This is a genomic window from Hespellia stercorisuis DSM 15480 (assembly GCF_900142165.1).
Lineage (GTDB): Bacteria > Bacillota > Clostridia > Lachnospirales > Lachnospiraceae > Hespellia > Hespellia stercorisuis.
Genome location: NZ_FQZY01000019.1, coordinates 25,012 through 43,032 on the forward strand (window position 1 = coordinate 25,012; position 18,021 = coordinate 43,032).

The 18,021-nt window shown below is 48.3% G+C and carries 17 protein-coding genes; all 17 read left to right on the forward strand.

The genetic code is table 11. The features are described 5' to 3' along the window. Positions 1-10 precede the first annotated feature (10 nt). Positions 11-1,414 (forward strand): dihydrolipoyl dehydrogenase, encoded by a 1,404-nt coding sequence (gene lpdA, locus BUB85_RS07595; protein WP_073107857.1) that lies wholly within the window; start codon positions 11-13, stop codon positions 1,412-1,414. Between the two features lie 79 nt (positions 1,415-1,493). Beyond that, positions 1,494-2,162: an L-serine ammonia-lyase, iron-sulfur-dependent subunit beta gene (gene sdaAB, locus BUB85_RS07600; protein WP_073107860.1), complete on the forward strand. Its 669-nt coding sequence runs from the start codon at positions 1,494-1,496 to the stop codon at positions 2,160-2,162. Positions 2,163-2,184: 22 nt separating this feature from the next. Then, complete coding sequence (gene sdaAA, locus BUB85_RS07605; RefSeq protein ID WP_073107863.1) at positions 2,185-3,057, forward strand: L-serine ammonia-lyase, iron-sulfur-dependent, subunit alpha; 873 nt, start codon at positions 2,185-2,187, stop codon at positions 3,055-3,057. 306 nt (positions 3,058-3,363) lie between these two features. Further along, positions 3,364-4,296, forward strand: coding sequence for a LysR family transcriptional regulator (locus BUB85_RS07610; RefSeq protein WP_073107866.1), 933 nt, complete (start codon positions 3,364-3,366; stop codon positions 4,294-4,296). A gap of 182 nt (positions 4,297-4,478) precedes the next feature. Then, positions 4,479-5,567 (forward strand): glycine cleavage system aminomethyltransferase GcvT, encoded by a 1,089-nt coding sequence (gene gcvT, locus BUB85_RS07615; protein WP_073107869.1) that lies wholly within the window; start codon positions 4,479-4,481, stop codon positions 5,565-5,567. Positions 5,568-5,624: 57 nt separating this feature from the next. Continuing rightward, positions 5,625-6,005, forward strand: a complete 381-nt coding sequence (gene gcvH / locus BUB85_RS07620; protein ID WP_073107872.1) for a glycine cleavage system protein GcvH — start codon at positions 5,625-5,627, stop codon at positions 6,003-6,005. Between the two features lie 2 nt (positions 6,006-6,007). Beyond that, positions 6,008-7,321, forward strand: coding sequence for an aminomethyl-transferring glycine dehydrogenase subunit GcvPA (gene gcvPA / locus BUB85_RS07625; protein ID WP_073107875.1), 1,314 nt, complete (start codon positions 6,008-6,010; stop codon positions 7,319-7,321). Further along, positions 7,321-8,757, forward strand: a complete 1,437-nt coding sequence (gene gcvPB, locus BUB85_RS07630) for an aminomethyl-transferring glycine dehydrogenase subunit GcvPB (protein ID WP_073107877.1) — start codon at positions 7,321-7,323, stop codon at positions 8,755-8,757. Before gcvPA ends, gcvPB begins: the two co-directional genes overlap by 1 nt. Before the next feature lie 149 nt (positions 8,758-8,906). After that, positions 8,907-10,301, forward strand: coding sequence for a dihydrolipoyl dehydrogenase (lpdA, locus tag BUB85_RS07635; RefSeq protein WP_073107881.1), 1,395 nt, complete (start codon positions 8,907-8,909; stop codon positions 10,299-10,301). 16 nt (positions 10,302-10,317) lie between these two features. Beyond that, on the forward strand, positions 10,318-11,997 hold the full coding sequence (locus BUB85_RS07640) for a formate--tetrahydrofolate ligase (RefSeq protein ID WP_073107883.1): 1,680 nt from the start codon (positions 10,318-10,320) through the stop codon (positions 11,995-11,997). A 27-nt stretch (positions 11,998-12,024) separates the two neighbouring features. Then, a complete protein-coding gene (locus BUB85_RS07645) occupies positions 12,025-12,651 on the forward strand; it encodes a cyclodeaminase/cyclohydrolase family protein (protein ID WP_073107886.1) in 627 nt (208 codons plus the stop codon). 17 nt (positions 12,652-12,668) lie between these two features. Further along, positions 12,669-13,511, forward strand: a complete 843-nt coding sequence (locus tag BUB85_RS07650; RefSeq protein WP_073107888.1) for a bifunctional 5,10-methylenetetrahydrofolate dehydrogenase/5,10-methenyltetrahydrofolate cyclohydrolase — start codon at positions 12,669-12,671, stop codon at positions 13,509-13,511. A 14-nt stretch (positions 13,512-13,525) separates the two neighbouring features. Beyond that, the gene (folE, locus tag BUB85_RS07655; protein WP_073107891.1) at positions 13,526-14,080 is read left to right on the forward strand and encodes a GTP cyclohydrolase I FolE; all 555 of its coding nucleotides are present in this window, start codon (positions 13,526-13,528) and stop codon (positions 14,078-14,080) included. A 30-nt stretch (positions 14,081-14,110) separates the two neighbouring features. Next, positions 14,111-15,109: a lipoate--protein ligase gene (locus tag BUB85_RS07660; protein WP_073107897.1), complete on the forward strand. Its 999-nt coding sequence runs from the start codon at positions 14,111-14,113 to the stop codon at positions 15,107-15,109. Between the two features lie 461 nt (positions 15,110-15,570). Continuing rightward, a complete protein-coding gene (gene abc-f, locus BUB85_RS07665; RefSeq protein ID WP_073107901.1) occupies positions 15,571-16,995 on the forward strand; it encodes a ribosomal protection-like ABC-F family protein in 1,425 nt (474 codons plus the stop codon). A gap of 147 nt (positions 16,996-17,142) precedes the next feature. Next, positions 17,143-17,460: a PadR family transcriptional regulator gene (locus BUB85_RS07670; protein ID WP_073107906.1), complete on the forward strand. Its 318-nt coding sequence runs from the start codon at positions 17,143-17,145 to the stop codon at positions 17,458-17,460. Next, on the forward strand, positions 17,457-18,005 hold the full coding sequence (locus BUB85_RS07675) for a DUF2812 domain-containing protein (RefSeq protein ID WP_073107912.1): 549 nt from the start codon (positions 17,457-17,459) through the stop codon (positions 18,003-18,005). Before BUB85_RS07670 ends, BUB85_RS07675 begins: the two co-directional genes overlap by 4 nt. Positions 18,006-18,021 lie beyond the last annotated feature (16 nt).

The window sequence follows — 18,021 nt, forward strand, 5'->3', positions numbered from 1 at the left end:
AGGTGTCGAGATGGAAAATAAATTTGATCTGATTGTGATCGGTGCAGGCCCGGGAGGCTATGTGGCAGCAATCAAGGCGGCAAAGCTGGGATTGAAAACGGCAGTCGTAGAGAACAGAGAAGTGGGCGGAACCTGTCTGAACCGTGGATGTATTCCTGCCAAGGCGATGATCCACGCGTCCTCATTATATCGCGAGATACAGGAGAGCGAGCGCTTCGGAATTACCGCGCCGACGGTGTCGTATGATTATGGGAAAATTCTTGCATACAAAGAAGACACCAGTCGGAAACTGAGCCAGGGAGTGGAGCAGCTGTTTCAGGGAAACGGAGTGACACTTTTAAATGGAGTGGGGACGCTGGAAAAAACAGGGGCAGTGACGGTTACCTCCGGGGGAGAGACGACAAGTTTTTACGCAGACAATGTGATACTTGCTACCGGCTCAAAGCCGCTGTGTATCCCGATTCAGGGAAAGGACCTTCCTCATGTGGTGACCAGCGATGAGCTGTTTCGTCTGGAGAAGGTTCCGGAAAGTCTGCTGATCATCGGCGGAGGTGTGATCGGCGTGGAGTTTGCAACGGTATTTGAAGCGCTGGGCAGCAAGGTGACGATCGTCGAGGCATTGCCAAGAATTATCGCCAACATGGACAAAGAATTTTCGCAGAATCTGAAGATGATCCTGAAAAAGCGCGGGATTGATATTCATACTTCGGCGACGGTCCTGCGTCTTGAACAGGATGGAGATCAGCTTGCCTGTGTCTTCTCGGAAAAAGATGCGGAGCAGAGTATCTCAGCAGAGTATGTACTGATGGCCGTGGGGCGCTGTCCGAATACCGACGGATTGTTTGGCGACGGAGTGGAGCTTGAGATGGAACGGGGACGTGTGGTGGTCGACGCGGCATTTCAGACCAGTATGGATTATGTCTATGCAATAGGAGATCTGATTAAGGGAGTACAGCTGGCCCACGCGGCAAGTGCACAGGGAATCTGCCTGGCAGAGCGCCTTGCGGGAGTGGATGCGACGGTAGATCTGAGCGTGGTGCCGGGATGTGTTTACACCAATCCCGAGATCGCATCCGTGGGTATGACAGAGGAAGAGGCAAAGGTACAGAACATTCCGGTAAAGACCGGGAAATTCATTATGAGTGCCAATGGAAAATCCCTGATTACCATGGAGGAGCGCGGTTTTGTGAAAGTGGTTGCCCACGCGGAGACGGAAGAGGTTCTGGGAGCACAGATGATGTGTGCTCGCGCTACGGATATGATCGGCGAATTTGGCACGGCAGTTGCCAACCGCCTGACCGTGCACCAGATGCTGAAAGGAATGCGCGCGCATCCGACCTACAACGAAGCAGTCGGCGAGGCACTGGAAGCGATCGCGGGCGGAGCGATTCACGTGATGCCGAAGAAAAGATAAGGGATCAGGCCGTGCAGCAGGAGTCAATCAGCCGGTGAAGTGAAGAATTAAGAGAGAAAGAAGAAAATGAGGAAAACAGATGAACTTTATTAGTCTTTTTGATGTGATCGGACCGAATATGATCGGACCCTCCAGTTCTCATACGGCAGGCGCGGTGGCCATCGCGCTGCTTGCCCGGAAGATGTTCCAGGAGGAAGTGAGAAAGGTCACATTTACCTTGTACGAATCTTTTGCCAAGACGTACCGCGGACATGGGACCGACCGGGCACTCCTCGGAGGAACCCTGGGATTTTCGCCGGATGACAGAAGAATACCGGATGCATTTCAGATTGCGGATGAACTGGGGGTGGCGTACTCCTTTGTGGCAGACGAAGAGACAAAGACCAACCATCCGAACACAGTGGACATTCTGCTGGAGAACGGTGAGGGACATACCTTGTCCGTCCGGGGCGAGTCCATCGGCGGCGGTAAGATCAAGATCGTGCGGATCAACGGAATTGATGTGGAGTTTACGGGAGAGTACAGCACTCTGATCGTCAAACACACGGACAAGCCGGGCGTGATCGCGTATGTGACCCAGTGTCTCAGTGAGTGTGCGGTGAACATTGCGTTTATGCGCGTGTTCCGGGAGGAGAAGGGCGCGGTGGCCTACGCGGTCGTTGAGTCGGACGAGGAGATCACGGATCATGTACTCGAAAAAATTGGAAAGAACCAGTGGATAGAAGAGCACATGCTCATTCAGATGTAGCACAGGGTACGGGAGGAAGAACATGGATTTTTTAAATGCAGAGACATTATTAGAATGCTGCAGGAAACAGAATATTCCGATATCCGGGGCAATGCTTGCCAGAGAGACGAGTCTTGGCAGCTGCACGAAGGAGTCTGTGGCAGAGCGTCTGGAAAAGGCGGTTCAGATCATGAGGGATGCTTCTCATGACCCAATAGAGAACCCGAAGACATCCATCGGTGGCCTGATCGGCGGCGAGGCGCAGAAAGTGCGGCGGTATGCAGAAGCGAACGGGAGCATCTGCGGTTCTTCCCTGACGAAGGCCATCAGCTACGGGATGGCAGTTCTGGAAGTGAACGCGACCATGGGACTGATCGTGGCGGCACCTACGGCAGGATCTGCAGGTGTGGTTCCGGGAGTTCTGCTTGCACTGCAGGAGGAGTATGAACTGTCCGATGAGACACTGGAGAGGGGACTTCTGAACGCGGGAGCCATCGGTTACATTCTGATGCGCAACGCCTCGGTGTCCGGTGCGGAGGCCGGCTGTCAGGCAGAGGTAGGAGCGGCATCGGCCATGGCGGCGGGAGCGGCGGTGGAGATGCTGGGCGGCACGCCGGAGATGAGTTTCCATGCGGCAAGTCTTGCACTCTCCAATCTTCTGGGCCTGGTCTGCGACCCGATTGCAGGCCTGGTGGAGGCGCCCTGCCAGAGCAGGAACGCCATCGGCGTTGCCAACGCATTTACCTGCGCCCAGCTCGCACTGAGCGGAGTGACCCACCCGGTGCCTTTCGATGAGATGGCTGAGGCTATGTATAAGGTTGGAAGAACACTGCCATTTGAACTGCGGGAGACCGCCATGGGCGGGAATGCGGGAACACCGACCGGATGTGCCCTCAATTGCGGGAAATGTAAATAGAGAAACGAGATAGAGAAATATATCTGAGGAACTGCTGCATGAGTATTATTTTGTGCAGCAGTTCTTCTGTTATTCGGGTGAGACTCCTTATTAGTCAAGCAGATTTTAGTATCCGCTTTGTTTAGAAGCAGGGGATATCTCTGGTAAGGTTATGCGCCATATGAATAAACATATATACGATATATGGTTTATAGATGGTCACGGAAAAGCAGGCATGTTAAAATGTAATAAAAGGAGGGGGAATGACTTTCTGGAATTGTGAATATTTACCAAAAGGAAGGCCGCTAAAATGATTGGAGGTATGTCATGAATTTAACAGATTTGGAGTCTGTAGTTGCAGTGGCACAATATGGGTCGATTTCAAAGGCAGCAAAAGAATTATTTGTTGCGCAGCCCAATTTGAGCAAGGCAGTCAGAGATCTGGAGGATGAATTTGGGGTTGTCATTTTCAAACGGACGGTAAAGGGGGTGATTCCAACCAGCGATGGACAAGAGTTTATTCAGAAAGCAAAAGGTGTACTCAAACAGGTTGATTCACTGAAAGGGGAATTCGGTGAGACATCGGCAAAAAAGGAAAAGTTGAAAATATCGGTGCCGAGAGCAAGCTACATCAGCCATGCATTCGCGAAGTACGTGAACGAATTACCGGCGGAAAGTATAATTTCACTCCATTACGATGAGTGCAATTCTAACGAGGTAATTAACAACATACTGAATTTGAAATATGGTCTGGGAGTTATCCGGTTTGATATTGAGCATGAAGAGGATTTTCTTTCCTTTTTACATTTCAAAGGTCTGCGTCATGAGATACTGTTTGAATTTGAATATCAGCTATTGGTTTCGAAAAACAGTCCGTTGGTTGAAAAAGAGCACATCACGGAAACAGATTTGAGAGATTACATTGAGATTGTTCACGGAGATACAAAACTGCCGAATGGCGAATATCTGAATATTGTTTCAGGGAAAGAGAATCGTGGTGAAAAGCGGATCTACGTACATGAGAGGGGCAGTCAGTTTGACCTTCTGACAGATGCGCCAAATACCTATATGTGGGTGTCACCGATACCTGGAGAATTATTGGAACGTTACGCTCTGATTCAGAAGAAAAGTTCTTGTGAGACGAAGAAGATGAAGGATTTTTTGATATTTAGAGAAGGGCACCGGAAGAGCAAAAGTGAAAAAATTTTTTTGGATATATTAAATGAAACGAAAGAAGAAGTAAAACAAAATACAAATTGAGAGAGAGAAAGCGGATGCTGTATGCATTTGCTTTCTCTCTGTTTTGTTGTTGAAAATGCACAAAGAATAAAAACAATATCTAAAAATCATATACTAAGTATATAACTTTAAAATGTGAATTAAATAACAAACCATGATATATTAAAAATATAAATAACTGCATAAACGAAAGGAGACGCTTTATGGAAAGAAAAACAGCACTTTACGATTGTCATGTGGCTTGTGGAGGGAAAATAGTACCATTTGCCGGATATTCACTGCCTGTCCAGTATCAGACGGGGGTTATCAAAGAACATATGGCGGTGAGAACCAAGGCCGGTCTATTCGACGTATCCCACATGGGAGAGGTAATGTTTGAAGGTCCGGACGCACTCAAAAATATCAATCACATTCTGACAAATGATTTTACGAATATGTATGACGGACAGGTTCGCTATAGTCTGATGTGTTATGAAGATGGCGGTGTGGTAGATGATCTGATCGTGTATCGGTATAATCAGGAGAAGTATCTGGTTGTAGTGAATGCGGCAAACCGTGAAAAAGACGTGAAATGGATGGAGGAGCATCTGATCGGTGATGTGAAATTTGAAGATATATCCGACACCTTATCGCAGATTGCATTACAGGGACCGGAGGCGAAGAAGATACTTGAGAAGCTGACGAAGGAAGAAGATATTCCGGAGAAATATTACAGCTTTGTACCGAAAGGCGAGGTTGGCGGAATTGAATGTATCGTATCGCAGACCGGATATACGGGCGAGAGCGGGTATGAGTTGTATGTTGCCAATGCCGATGCTCCGAAAATGTGGAATATGCTGCTGGAGACAGGAAAGCCGGAAGGGCTGATTCCATGTGGTCTGGGGGCGAGAGATACTCTGCGCCTGGAGGCGGCGATGCCATTGTACGGACATGAGATGGATGAGACAATTCACCCGTTGGAGATCGGACTGAAATTTGCTGTCAAGCTGAAAAAAGAAGAGTTTATCGGGAAGGATGCAATTGAAGCAAAGACAGCACTTACACGAAAACGTGTTGGTCTCAGGATGATTGGAAGAGGAATCGCAAGAGAACAGGAAAAGGTATATGCAGACGGAAAAGAAATTGGCTGGACGACATCAGGAACCCATTGTCCATATCTTGGATATGCAATTGCCATGGCAATTCTGGATATTGATTATACAGAGCTCGGCACGAAGGTTGAGGTGGAGGTTCGCGGAAAACGGATTGAGGCAGAGGTTGTGGCGTTACCATTTTATAAAAAAGAAAAGTAAATATAATAATTTAGGATAATTCAGACCAGATGAAAGCGAAAACAGGAGGGAAAAGATATGAGCAATTTAGAAAACTTAAAATACAGTAAATCACATGAATGGGTAGAAGAAACTGGTGAGAACACAGTAAAGATTGGCTTGACAGACTTTGCACAGCATGAATTGGGAGATCTGGTGTTTGCAAACTTGCCGGAAGTCGGTGATGATGTGACGGTGGAAGAGGCATTTGCTGACGTGGAGAGTGTAAAAGCGGTTTCCGATGTGTTCAGCCCGGTTACAGGTGTTGTATCAGCAGTCAATGAAGAGCTGATGGATAATCCTCAGAAGATTAATGAAGATCCATATGGAGCATGGTTTATTGAAGTGAAAGAGGTGTCTGACAGGGAAGAGTTATTAGACAGTGAGGCTTACAAAAAATTCTGTGAAGAGGAGGCGTAAGTATGGGAAATTATATTCCATCTACCCAGGAGGAGCGGGCAGAGATGCTGAAGGCGGTTGGGGTCGGTTCTTTTGACGAACTGTACGCGGTTGTGCCGCCTGACATGAAGGTAGATAAATTAAACATTCCGGACGGAAAGTCAGAGCTGGAAGTCAGCGAAATCATCCGTGGACTGGCGGCAAAGAACAAAGTGTATGGTTCTATATTTCGTGGGGCAGGAGCATACAATCACTATATTCCTTCTATTGTAAAGAGCGTCACCGGAAAAGAAGAATTTCTGACAGCGTATACACCCTATCAGGCAGAAATCAGTCAGGGAATTCTTCAGTCTATTTTTGAATATCAGACCATGATCTGCGAACTTACGGATATGGATGTATCGAACGCATCTGTCTATGATGGAGCTTCGGCTGCGGCAGAGGCGGTTGCGATGTGCAATACGCGCAAGAGAAAAAAAGCGGTGATATCAGGGGCAGCGAATCCGATGGTGATTCAGACAATCCTGACCTATTGCGAGGGAAGTGATACAGAGACCGTCGTCGTTCCGGCTAAAAATGGAAAGACGGATTTGGAGGCTCTGAAGGAGGCAATGGACGAAAAAACAGCAGGTGTGTTCGTACAGCAGCCAAGCTATTTTGGACAGATTGAGGATGCTGAGGCAATCGGGGCAGCTGCTCACGAAGCTGGTGCAAAATACATAATGGGTATCTATCCGATTGCAGGTGCAGTGCTGAAATCTCCAAGAGAATGCGGTGCAGATGTTGTCACAGGCGAAGGCCAGCCACTGGGCATGTCATTGGCCTTTGGTGGACCATATCTGGGATTTATGGCGTGTACCCACGATATGATGCGTCAATTGCCGGGGCGTATCGTCGGGGAGACAACCGATGTGGATTACAACCGCGCGTATGTTCTGACGCTGCAGGCAAGAGAACAGCATATACGCAGAGAGAAAGCCTCTTCCAACATCTGTTCTAATCAGGCACTCTGCGCGATGACAGCGGCGGTATATATGACCACGATGGGGACGACCGGGATGAAGCAGACAGCCGGACTGTGCTACTCAAAGGCGCATTATGCGGCGGAGCAGATCAGTAAGATTGCAGGTTTTGAACTGGTCAATGACGGTGATTTTTTCAATGAATTTGTGACAAAAACACCGTGTGCGGCAGATGTAGTTTTAAAGAAGCTTGCCGATGCGGATATTCTCGGAGGATATCCAGTGGAGGAGGGGATACTCTGGTGCGTGACAGAGATGAACTCCAAGGCACAGATTGATGCATTAACAACAGTTTTAAAGGAGGTGCGTGCATAATGGATTTAATATTTGAAAAAAGCAGAATAGGGCGCGGGTGCACCGTTCTTCCAGAGTGTGACGTCCCGATTGCAGAGATTCCGAAAAGTGAGGCAAGAGCATGTGCTCCGAGACTTCCACAGATGGCAGAAATCGATATTTCCAGACATTATACGGAATTAATGAAACGTACACATGGTGTGAACGATGGCTTTTATCCGTTGGGTTCCTGCACCATGAAATACAATCCGAAATTGAATGAAGAGCTGGCGGCACTTCCCGGATTTACTGGTGTGCATCCACTGCAGGAGGAGAGCACGGTTCAGGGGTGTCTTGCAGTTTTAGAAAAAACGGAAGAACTGCTCGGTGAAATCACCGGAATGGACCAGATGACATTTCAGCCGGCGGCCGGAGCACATGGTGAATTTACAGGTCTGCTTTTAATTAAGGCTTTCCATAAGGCGAGAGGTGATGTAAAGCGGACAAAGATCATTGTACCGGACACGGCACATGGTACCAATCCGGCATCCTGCACGATGGCCGGATTCAAGGTAATCAGTGTTCCGTCCAATGAGGAGGGGTGTGTGGATCTGGAGAAACTGCGTGAGGTGGTTGGCGATGACACGGCAGGCCTGATGCTCACAAACCCGAATACCGTTGGTATTTTTGATCGAAATATTCTGGAAATTACAAAGATTATACATGAGGCTGGAGGACTTAACTACTATGATGGTGCAAATCTGAACGCGGTAATGGGAATTGCCCGCCCGGGAGATATGGGGTTTGATGTGATTCATTTGAATCTGCATAAGACCTTCTCCACACCTCATGGCGGTGGTGGACCGGGATCAGGAGCAGTGGGCTGCAAGGAATTTCTTGCACCGTTCCTGCCAAAATTCCATGTTGTAAAAATCGGAGATGAATATGCTTTTGAGAATCCGGCACAATCCATCGGTTCGGTAAAAGCTTTTTACGGAAACTTTCTGGTGGTTGTGCGTGCACTGAGCTACATTCTGGTGCTTGGTAATCAGGGAATACCGGAGGCAGCGGGAAATGCGGTACTTAATGCAAATTACATGCGCGTGAAGCTGCAGGATACATTTGACATTGCATTCAATAATATCTGTATGCATGAGTTTGTTATGAGTATGACAAAACTCAAGAAAGAGAAAGGAGTATCTGCTCTGGACTTTGCAAAAGGGCTGTTGGACCATGGGGTACATCCTCCGACCATGTACTTCCCGCTCATTGTGGATGAAGCGTTGATGGTGGAACCCACAGAAACGGAGTCGAAAGATACATTAGACAACGTGGTAGCCATTTTCAAGGAAATATATAAAAACGCTCGGGAGAATCCGGAGGCTATGCATGAGGCACCACATACGACACCTGTTCGTCGGCTGGATGAAGTAGGGGCGGCACGCAATCCGGTTCTGAAGTTTGAAAAATGGAAATAATGAAGCAGATGTAATAAAGAATAAAAATCATAGAATGGCCGCATAACCGCAGTGAGGATTTTCCGTTTATACAGGAAGAACGCAGGAAATGCGGTCATTCTTCAAAAACAAGAATGGCTGGAATGCTTCTGAGCCAAAGGAGAGATGAAATGAGTGAGAAATATGAGCTGATCGTACTCGGTGCGGGACCGGGCGGTTATGTGGGGGCAATCAAAGCAGCACAGCTTGGACACAGGGTAGCTGTTGTGGAAAATCGGGATGTAGGCGGAACGTGTCTGAATCGAGGATGTATCCCAACAAAGACACTGATTCATACGACAGAGCTGCTGGAAGAAGTTCAGTCCTGTGAGCGGCTTGGAATCCGTGTAGGACAGGTGGCAGTTGATTTTCCTCAAATGCATGAGCGAAAGAGCGAGGTGGTGACGCAGCTTCGTACCGGAATTGAGAGCCTGCTGAAGGCAAATAAGATCGATGTGATTCGGGGAACCGCGAAAATACTGAATGCACATATCGTGCAGGTCGGCGGGGATACCTACGAGGCAGAAAAGATTCTGATTGCGACGGGATCCAAGCCCATGTGTCCTCCAATTCCGGGACTGGATCTTCCGGGGGTTGTTACAAGTGATGAGATGTTGGAAGGCCAGGGGGTGGAGACAAAGAATATGGTTATCATCGGTGGCGGCGTCATCGGAGTAGAGTTTGCCAGTATCTACCATGCACTTGGCTGTGAGGTTACAATTATAGAGGCACTGGAGCGGATTCTGCCGAATATGGATCGCGAAATATCCCAGAATCTGAATATGATTCTGAAAAAACGTGGAATCAAAGTATATACGGGTGCCAGGGTAGAACGCGTAGAGCAGGGTGAAACACTGCAGGTTTTCTTTACTGCAAAAGAGAAGGCACAGTGTGTGGAAACGGAGACAGTTCTGGTATCCATCGGAAGGAGTGCCAACACAGAAAACATCGTGGCAGGGGACATGGATCTGCAGATGCAGAGAGGATTTATTCCGGTAGATCATACATATGAAACCAGTATAAAGGGAATCTATGCAGTCGGAGATGTGGTTCTGGGCGGAACCCAGTTAGCGCATGTGGCATCAGCTCAGGCAGTCAACGCGGTATGCTCCATGTTTGGAGAAAAAATGCCCATGAATCTGTCCTGCATTCCATCCTGCATCTATACCAGCCCGGAGATCGCGTCGGTGGGGATGACCGCAGAGGAGGCAAAAGAAAAAGGAATCGAGACAATCACAGGAAAGGCAATCATGTCGGCCAATGGGAAGACCGTCATTGCGCGGGCAGACCGCGGCTTTATCAGGCTGCTGTTCGAGAAAGAGAGTAAGAGAGTATTGGGGGCAGTGCTGATGTGTTGCAGGGCGACAGATATGATTACCGGAATAACCGATGCAGTGGCTAATGGGTTGACAATGAGTCAGCTTGCGGCAACGGTAAGACCACATCCGACATTCAGCGAGGCGATCGGTGAGGCCATTGAAGATGCAGAGGGGGGCGCAATTCACGCCGCACCAAAAAGAAAATAACAGGAGGTAAGGGAAGATGGAATATAAAAGTGATATTGAGATTGCACAGGAAACACAGGCAAAACCGATTCGGGAGATAGCAGAAGGGCTGGGAATCCCGGAAAAATATATTGAGAATTATGGACCTTACAAGGCAAAAATTGACTATCGGTATTATAAGGATGAACTGGTTAACAGACCAGATGCAAAACTCATTCTGGTGACCGCAATCAACCCGACTCCGGCAGGGGAGGGAAAGACTACTGTGACGATCGGTGTTGCGGATGCCCTGAACCGACTGGGAAAGAAAGCCATGGTAGCGATGAGAGAGCCTTCGCTGGGACCGGTTTTCGGTATCAAGGGAGGGGCAGCTGGCGGTGGCTATGCACAGGTCGTTCCGATGGAGGATATCAATCTTCACTTTACAGGTGATCTGCACGCAATCGGAGCGGCGAACAATCTGCTGGCAGCCCTGATTGACAACCATATTCATCAGGGAAATGGACTCCGTATTGACACCAACCGCATCACATTCCGAAGAGCAGTGGATATGAATGACCGCCAGCTCCGCAACATTGTGGACGGGTTGGGTGCAAAGGTAGATGGAACTACGAGACAGGACGGATTTGATATTACGGTTGCATCTGAGGTGATGGCGGTCTTCTGCCTGGCAAATGATATTATAGATTTGAAGGAACGTATTGCGAGAATGATCGTTGCCTATGATTTGGAAGGAAAACCGGTGACTGCAGGACAGCTGAATGCCCAGGGGGCAATGGCGGCACTGCTGAAGGATGCGTTAAAGCCCAATATGGTGCAGTCCCTGGAAGGGACTCCGGCGTTTGTACACGGCGGACCATTTGCCAATATTGCACACGGCTGTAACAGTGTGATTGCAACTAAGATGGGAAGTAAGCTGTCAGATTACATGATCACTGAGGCCGGATTCGGTGCGGATCTGGGAGCAGAAAAATTTGTGGATATCAAATGCAGAATGTCAGGTCTGCGGCCAAATGCTGTTATCTTAGTCGCTACAATCCGTGCCTTAAAATACAATGGAGGAGTGGCAAAAGCGGATCTGAATCAGGAAAATCTGGAGGCGCTGGAAAGAGGAATCCCAAATCTGCTGAAGCATATTGAGAACATTACGAAGGTATATCATCTGCCAACGGTGGTCGCAATTAATAAATTCGCAGCCGACACGGATGCAGAGCTGGCACTGGTTGAAAGCAAGTGCCGGGAGCTGGGCGTAAATGTGGCGCTTACGGATGTATGGGGAAGTGGCGGCGCAGGTGGTGAGGTATTGGCACAGGAAGTCATTCGTCTGGCAGAAGGTGAGAGCTCCATGCAGTACGTATATGACACCGAAGCACCGGTGAAAGAAAAGATCGAGACCATTGCGAAGAAAGTTTATGGAGCGGACGGGGTAGAGTTTGCACCGAAGGCACTGAAAGAAATAAAGAATCTGGAGGCTCTTGGATATGGGAATCTGCCAATATGTATGGCGAAAACCCAGTATTCATTGACGGACAATGCAAAAGTACTTGGAAGACCGGAAGGCTTTAAGCTCACAATCCGCGACATTACTGCATCCGTGGGAGCCGGTTTCCTGGTGGCACTCACAGGAGACATTATGAAAATGCCGGGCCTGCCCAAGGTTCCGGCGGCAGAAAAAATAGATGTGGATGAAAATGGAGTTATCTCCGGATTATTCTAAATAATTTTAAGTAGGGAGAAGAACAATATGATGCTGGAAAGAAAAGTAACAGATTTTCTGGAGGTTCTGTCATCAGATGCACCTGTGCCGGGAGGCGGCGGTGCATCTGCCACAGTGGGCGCCATGGGAGTTGCACTTGGAATGATGGTCGGGAATCTGACTCTGGGCAAAAAGAAATATGCAGATGTGGAGCCGGATATCAAAGTGCTGATAGAAAAATCACAGACGCTGATGAAGGAACTGATACGACTGACCGATGAAGATGCCAGAGTTTTTGAACCGCTGTCCCAGGCGTATGGTCTTCCGAGAGATACCGAAGAGGAAAAACAGGCGAGAGAAATCATCATGGAAAAGGCTCTGTTGGAAGCAAGTCTCGTTCCGATGCAGATCGTGGAGAAAGCGTATGAATCGCTCTCCCTTCTCGAAGAGCTGGGAGAGAAAGGCACAAAAATAGCGATGAGTGATGTAGGGGTCGGAGCCTTGTTTGCAAGAGCCGCGCTGGAAGGCGCATCACTGAATATCTTTATCAACACAAAACTAATGAAGGATCGCGTGAAGGCGGAAGAACTCAACAAAAAAGCAGAAGCAATGATTGCCAGCGGCAAAGCATTGTCAGACAAAGTGTACCTGGATGTGCTGGATAAGATTCGATAGGGAGGAGGCGTATAGTCATGAAAGAGATAAGAGGTGCGGAGGTTGCAAAGGCATTAAAGGCACAGATGACGGAGGATATTGCCGCTCTTGGCGGGTACATTCCACAGCTTGTGATTGTGAGAGTGGGCGAGCGGCCGGATGATATTTCCTATGAAAAGGGTGCAGCAAAGCGTGCCCTTGCAATGGGACTTCGCTGTACGTCCTTTGTGTTTGATGCAGAAATCAGTCACGAAGAGTTTGTAATGGAGTTCCAGAAAATTAACAAGGACCCGGAAGTGGATGGCATTCTGATGCTGCGCCCCCTTCCGAAGCAGATCAATGAAAAGGAAATAGAGCGTCTGATAGATCCAGGGAAAGATATTGACTGTATCGGCCCGATGAATCTTGCCAGGGTATTTGCGGGGGAGACAGATGCCTATGCGCCCTGCACAGCGGAGGCGGTTATGGAGATGCTGAAGTATGAGGGGATTGATCTGAAGGGAAAACGAGTGACGATTGTGGGCAGAAGTCTTGTGGTAGGAAAACCGCTGGCGATGCTGATGCTGGGGCAGCATGCAACTGTAACAATCTGCCATACAAGGACGGCGGATTTTCAGGGAACCTGCCACAATGCTGAGATTCTGGTCGCAGCTGCGGGAAAAGCAAAGATGATAAAAAAAGAACATGTTGCGGATGGTGCCATTGTCATCGACGTAGGAATCAATCTGGATGAGGAAGGAAATCTATGCGGAGATGTTGACTATGAAGAGGTGAAAAAAACAGCAGGAATCGTGACTCCGGTTCCGGGCGGCGTCGGAAGTGTCACAACACTGGTTCTACTGAAACATCTGATTCAGGCAGCAAAACAAAAAAGAAGATAAGAAGTGAAAATGCTATGGATAAAAACAAAATTAAAGAAGGCGTTCGACTGATTCTGGAAGGGATCGGAGAAGACGTGAATCGGGAGGGACTGCGAGAGACACCGGATCGAATTGCGAGAATGTACGAGGAGATCATGGCCGGTATGCTTCAGACCGCAGAAGAGCCGCTTTCAAAGCAGTTTCGTGCGGAAAATAACGAGATGATCGCAGAGAAGGATATCGTATTTTATTCTATGTGCGAGCATCACATGCTTCCATTCTGCGGAAAGGCGCACATTGCATATATACCGGATGGTTCCGTAGTCGGAATCAGTAAAATTGTCAGAGCAGTAGAGGTCTACGCAAAAAGGCTGCAGCTTCAGGAACAACTGACTGCTCAGATTGCAGATGCATTTGTGGAATATCTGCATCCCAGGGGAGTGATGGTAATAGTCGAGGCGGAGCACCTGTGTATGACGATGCGCGGCGTAAAAAAACCGGGAGCAAAAACGATATCATATGTAACCAGAGGGGTATTTGAAAAGAATCCGGAATTACAGAATGCGTTCTTTCGTATGGTACACAATTAGCATTCAGAAATCGCGGGAAAGGGGAATCCTATGATAGAGCATATCACATACATAGAAAGCGACCAGTTAAATCCGTACAGGAATCTGGGACTGGAGGAACAGCTTCTGCTGAACTGTCAGGAGCAGGAGTGTATCTTATACTTATGGCAGAATAAACAGACGATTGTGATTGGCCGCAATCAGAATGCATGGAAGGAGTGTCTTACCCATCAGTTAAGGGAGGATGGCGGTCATTTGGTTCGGCGGCTTTCCGGTGGCGGAGCGGTCTATCATGATCTGGGAAATCTGAACTTTACGTTTCTGGTCCGGAAAGAAAATTATGATCTGGAAAAGCAGCTGCAGGTGATTCTGAGAGCGGTGGAAATGCTCGGAATCTGTGCAGAAAAGTCAGGTCGCAACGACATTCTTGTGGATGGGAGAAAATTTTCGGGAAATGCATTTTATGAGACGGGGGATTATTGTTACCATCATGGTACATTGATGGTAGATGTCAATGTGAATGAGCTTTCCAGGTATCTGACAGTGTCAGAGGAAAAACTGAAGCTTAAAGGTGTGGATTCTGTCCGCTCACGGGTGGTGAATCTTCATGATCTGAATCCTGAGATTACCATAGAAAGCCTGAAGATATCCCTGAAGAAAGCCTTTGAAGAGACTTACGGAATGCGGTCACAGGTCCGCAAAAAGGAAGATCTGAATGGGAAGGCGCTTGAGAAGTCAGTGAAGAAATTTGAATCCAGGGAATGGATTTACGGGCGAAAAATGGAATTTCAGGAAGAATTATCTCACCAGTTCCCGTGGGGCAGTCTTACCATGCAGCTTCAGATCGATCAGGGGAAAATCAAAGATGTGATGATTTTTTCAGATTCCATGAAACCAGACATGATAGAAAGCATTCCAAAGTACTTGAAAAATCATACATATGAAAATCATGTGCTGACCTCAGAACTGAGCCTTTACTGGACAATGGATCCGCAGGAAGAGGCTATGATAGAGGATATACGCAGCTGGCTGGGAGCAGCAGAACTTTAAAAAACAGATTGACGAACCCGTATGCCATGGTTATAATAAAAACACGCGGGTACCTGAACCGGTTGCTGATGATTGGCAGGGGACAGGCAGATCTGTGGATAAAACAAAATGAAAGGTGGCTCCGGAAACATGAAAATGCAATAATTGAACGTTATTTTTGAAAATGGTGACTTTGAGTCTTATACCGCCGGGTATAGGCTTTGATTCGATACCATTTCGTTCAGTTATTTTATGCTCATGTTCCGGATGTCACTTTATTTTTATATCATTTTATACCCGATTTTTGCGAACGCAGCCCTGCCTTCAGAAAGAAGGCGGCGGAAAACATCTGCTGCTTTAACAGGCGAAGTATGCGTCTGATGAGAGGCGGCAGTGAGCTGCTGTGCATGGGGAAAAATGTATTGTGACTTTACAGGGCGAGTGATAATCTCTTCTGAACGAAATGTTTAGGAGGGATTTTTTTGTTACTGAGAGCAGAGAATATACAGAAAGAATATGGGATACAGGAAGTGTTTGATATCGAACGGATCGTCATTGAGGACGGTGCGAGAATCGGACTTGTGGGGCGTAATGGAACCGGAAAGAGCACACTTCTGGACGTCCTTGACGGGCGGACGGAGGCGGATCGGGGCGTCATAAAACGGTATTGCGAGATCGCCCGGATCCGGCAGGATTCCCAGTCGGAAGGCGAGCCGGAGGAGCAGATGGTCAGCAGGCTTGGTTTGCGAAAGAGTGCGGTGGAGAGCGGAGGCGAGAAGATGCGGCTTGCCATTGCGGCAGCATTTTCCAGGCATGCGCCGCTGCTGTTTGCGGATGAGCCGACCACTAACCTGGATATCGACGGAATCAAAATGCTCACGAAGATGCTTGCGGGATACCGCGGAGGGTTCGTTCTGGTGTCTCACGACCGGAAACTGCTGGACGATGTGTGCAGCCAGATCTGGGAGCTGGAGAATGGACAGTTACGGATTTTTGACGGAAACTATTCGGATTGGGCGGCGCAGAAGAAGCAGGAACGGGAGTTCCAGCAGTTTGAATATGAACAGTACCAGAAGGAAAAAGTCCGGCTGAACCATTCAATCGTTGAGGTTCGGGAGGCGGCGCGGGTGATGAAGCGTCCGCCGAGAAAGATGGGACACAGTGAGTGGATGCTGTACAAGGGCATCGCGTCCGAGCAGCAGCGAAATGTATCCAACCGGGGAACAGCCATGAAGAGCAGGCTGGACCATCTGGAGAAAAAGGAGAAACCGGCACAACTCCCCCATGTGACCATGAAGGGGATGCACACGACGAAGATCAAGGCGAAATATGCGGCAAAGATCGTGGATCTCACGGTGGAATTTGATGGACGCAAAGTGCTCAATCAGGCAGAGCTGTGGGTCGAATCCGGCAGGAAGACCTTTCTGACCGGTGGAAACGGCGCGGGGAAAAGTACACTGCTTGGTGCGCTGATGCAGAGACAGCCGGGAACATTTATCACGGAGGATGCCAAAATCGGGTATTTTTCACAGGACCTGATGGAGCTGCAGGAGGAGAAGACCGTACTGGAAAATGTACTGTATACCGCGGCTGAGCCGGAGCATATCTGCCGGGCGGTGCTGGCGAATCTGTACATGGGTAGAGAGGACCTGCACAAACAGGTCTCCGTGCTGTCCGGAGGCGAACGGGTGAAGACCGCGCTGGGGAAACTTCTGGTGTCCGGGTGCAATTTCTGCATACTGGACGAACCTACCAATCACATGGATCTCTATACCATGGAGGGACTGGAGGCCATGCTCGCTGAGTACGAGGGCACACTTCTGGTGGTCAGTCATGACCGGAGACTTACGGAAAAGCTGGCGGATGTGGTATATGAGGTACGGGATGGAAGGTGCAGGGTGCTTTAGGAAAAGAAAAACAAAAATCCTCTTGACAAATATATATCGCAGTGCTATATATAATATATAACGAGGTGCGATACATTGTACTGAAATACATTGCAGTGGAACACATGCACTGAAATATATAGCGCTGACATACAGGAGGAGCATAGAATGGATGCACATATTAAAAAAGTATATGTCCCGATGACAGAAACCGGTTTTTACATCCTGCTCTCTCTTCGGAAGGAGATGCACGGCTACAGCATTGTGCAGCAGGTCGAAGAGATGACAGGCGGTGAGGTCCGGCTGAGTCCCGGAACGATGTACGGCTCACTCTCCAAGATGGAGAAGGATGGACTGATTGCATTTGTACGGGAGGAAGAAAAGAGGAAGATCTATCAGATCACCGAATTGGGAATAGAAGTACTGGAACGAGAGATGAAGCGAATTGAGCGTTTATACCGGAACATGAAGGAGGCTGTGTCATGAAAGAAACGAAGCTGGAAATCCGATTTTTTACAATCACCGAGTATGAAAAAGAACAGGAGTATCTGCGCGAGCGGCATCAGTCCGGCTGGAAGTTTGTGGGGTATACGGTTCCCTGTTTTTATCATTTCGTAAAGTGCGAGCCGGAGGATGTGGTCTATCAATTGGACTACAACAAGGATGGGGCTGCACATAAGGATGAATATGTACAGATGTTTACAGACTGTGGGTGGGAATATCTGATGGATGTTCTGGGATACAGCTATTTTCGCAAGCCAGTCTCGGAGATGAAGGAGGACGAAGAGATCTTCTGTGATGACAGCTCCAGGCTGGATATGATCGGAAGAGTGTTCAAGGGAAGGATGATCCCGCTGATCGGTATTTTCCTTTGCTGCATCGTGCCGCAGATGTTCCGGGTGTTTCACCTTCAGGATGCGGCGGACAGAGGCATCTTCTTTGTGTTCTGTGCACTGCTTGTATTGTATCTGATTCTATTCGTGCAGTTCGGTGTTCAATACTGGCGACTGAAGAAGAGAACAGAACGTTAGAGCGGAAACTGTCTGA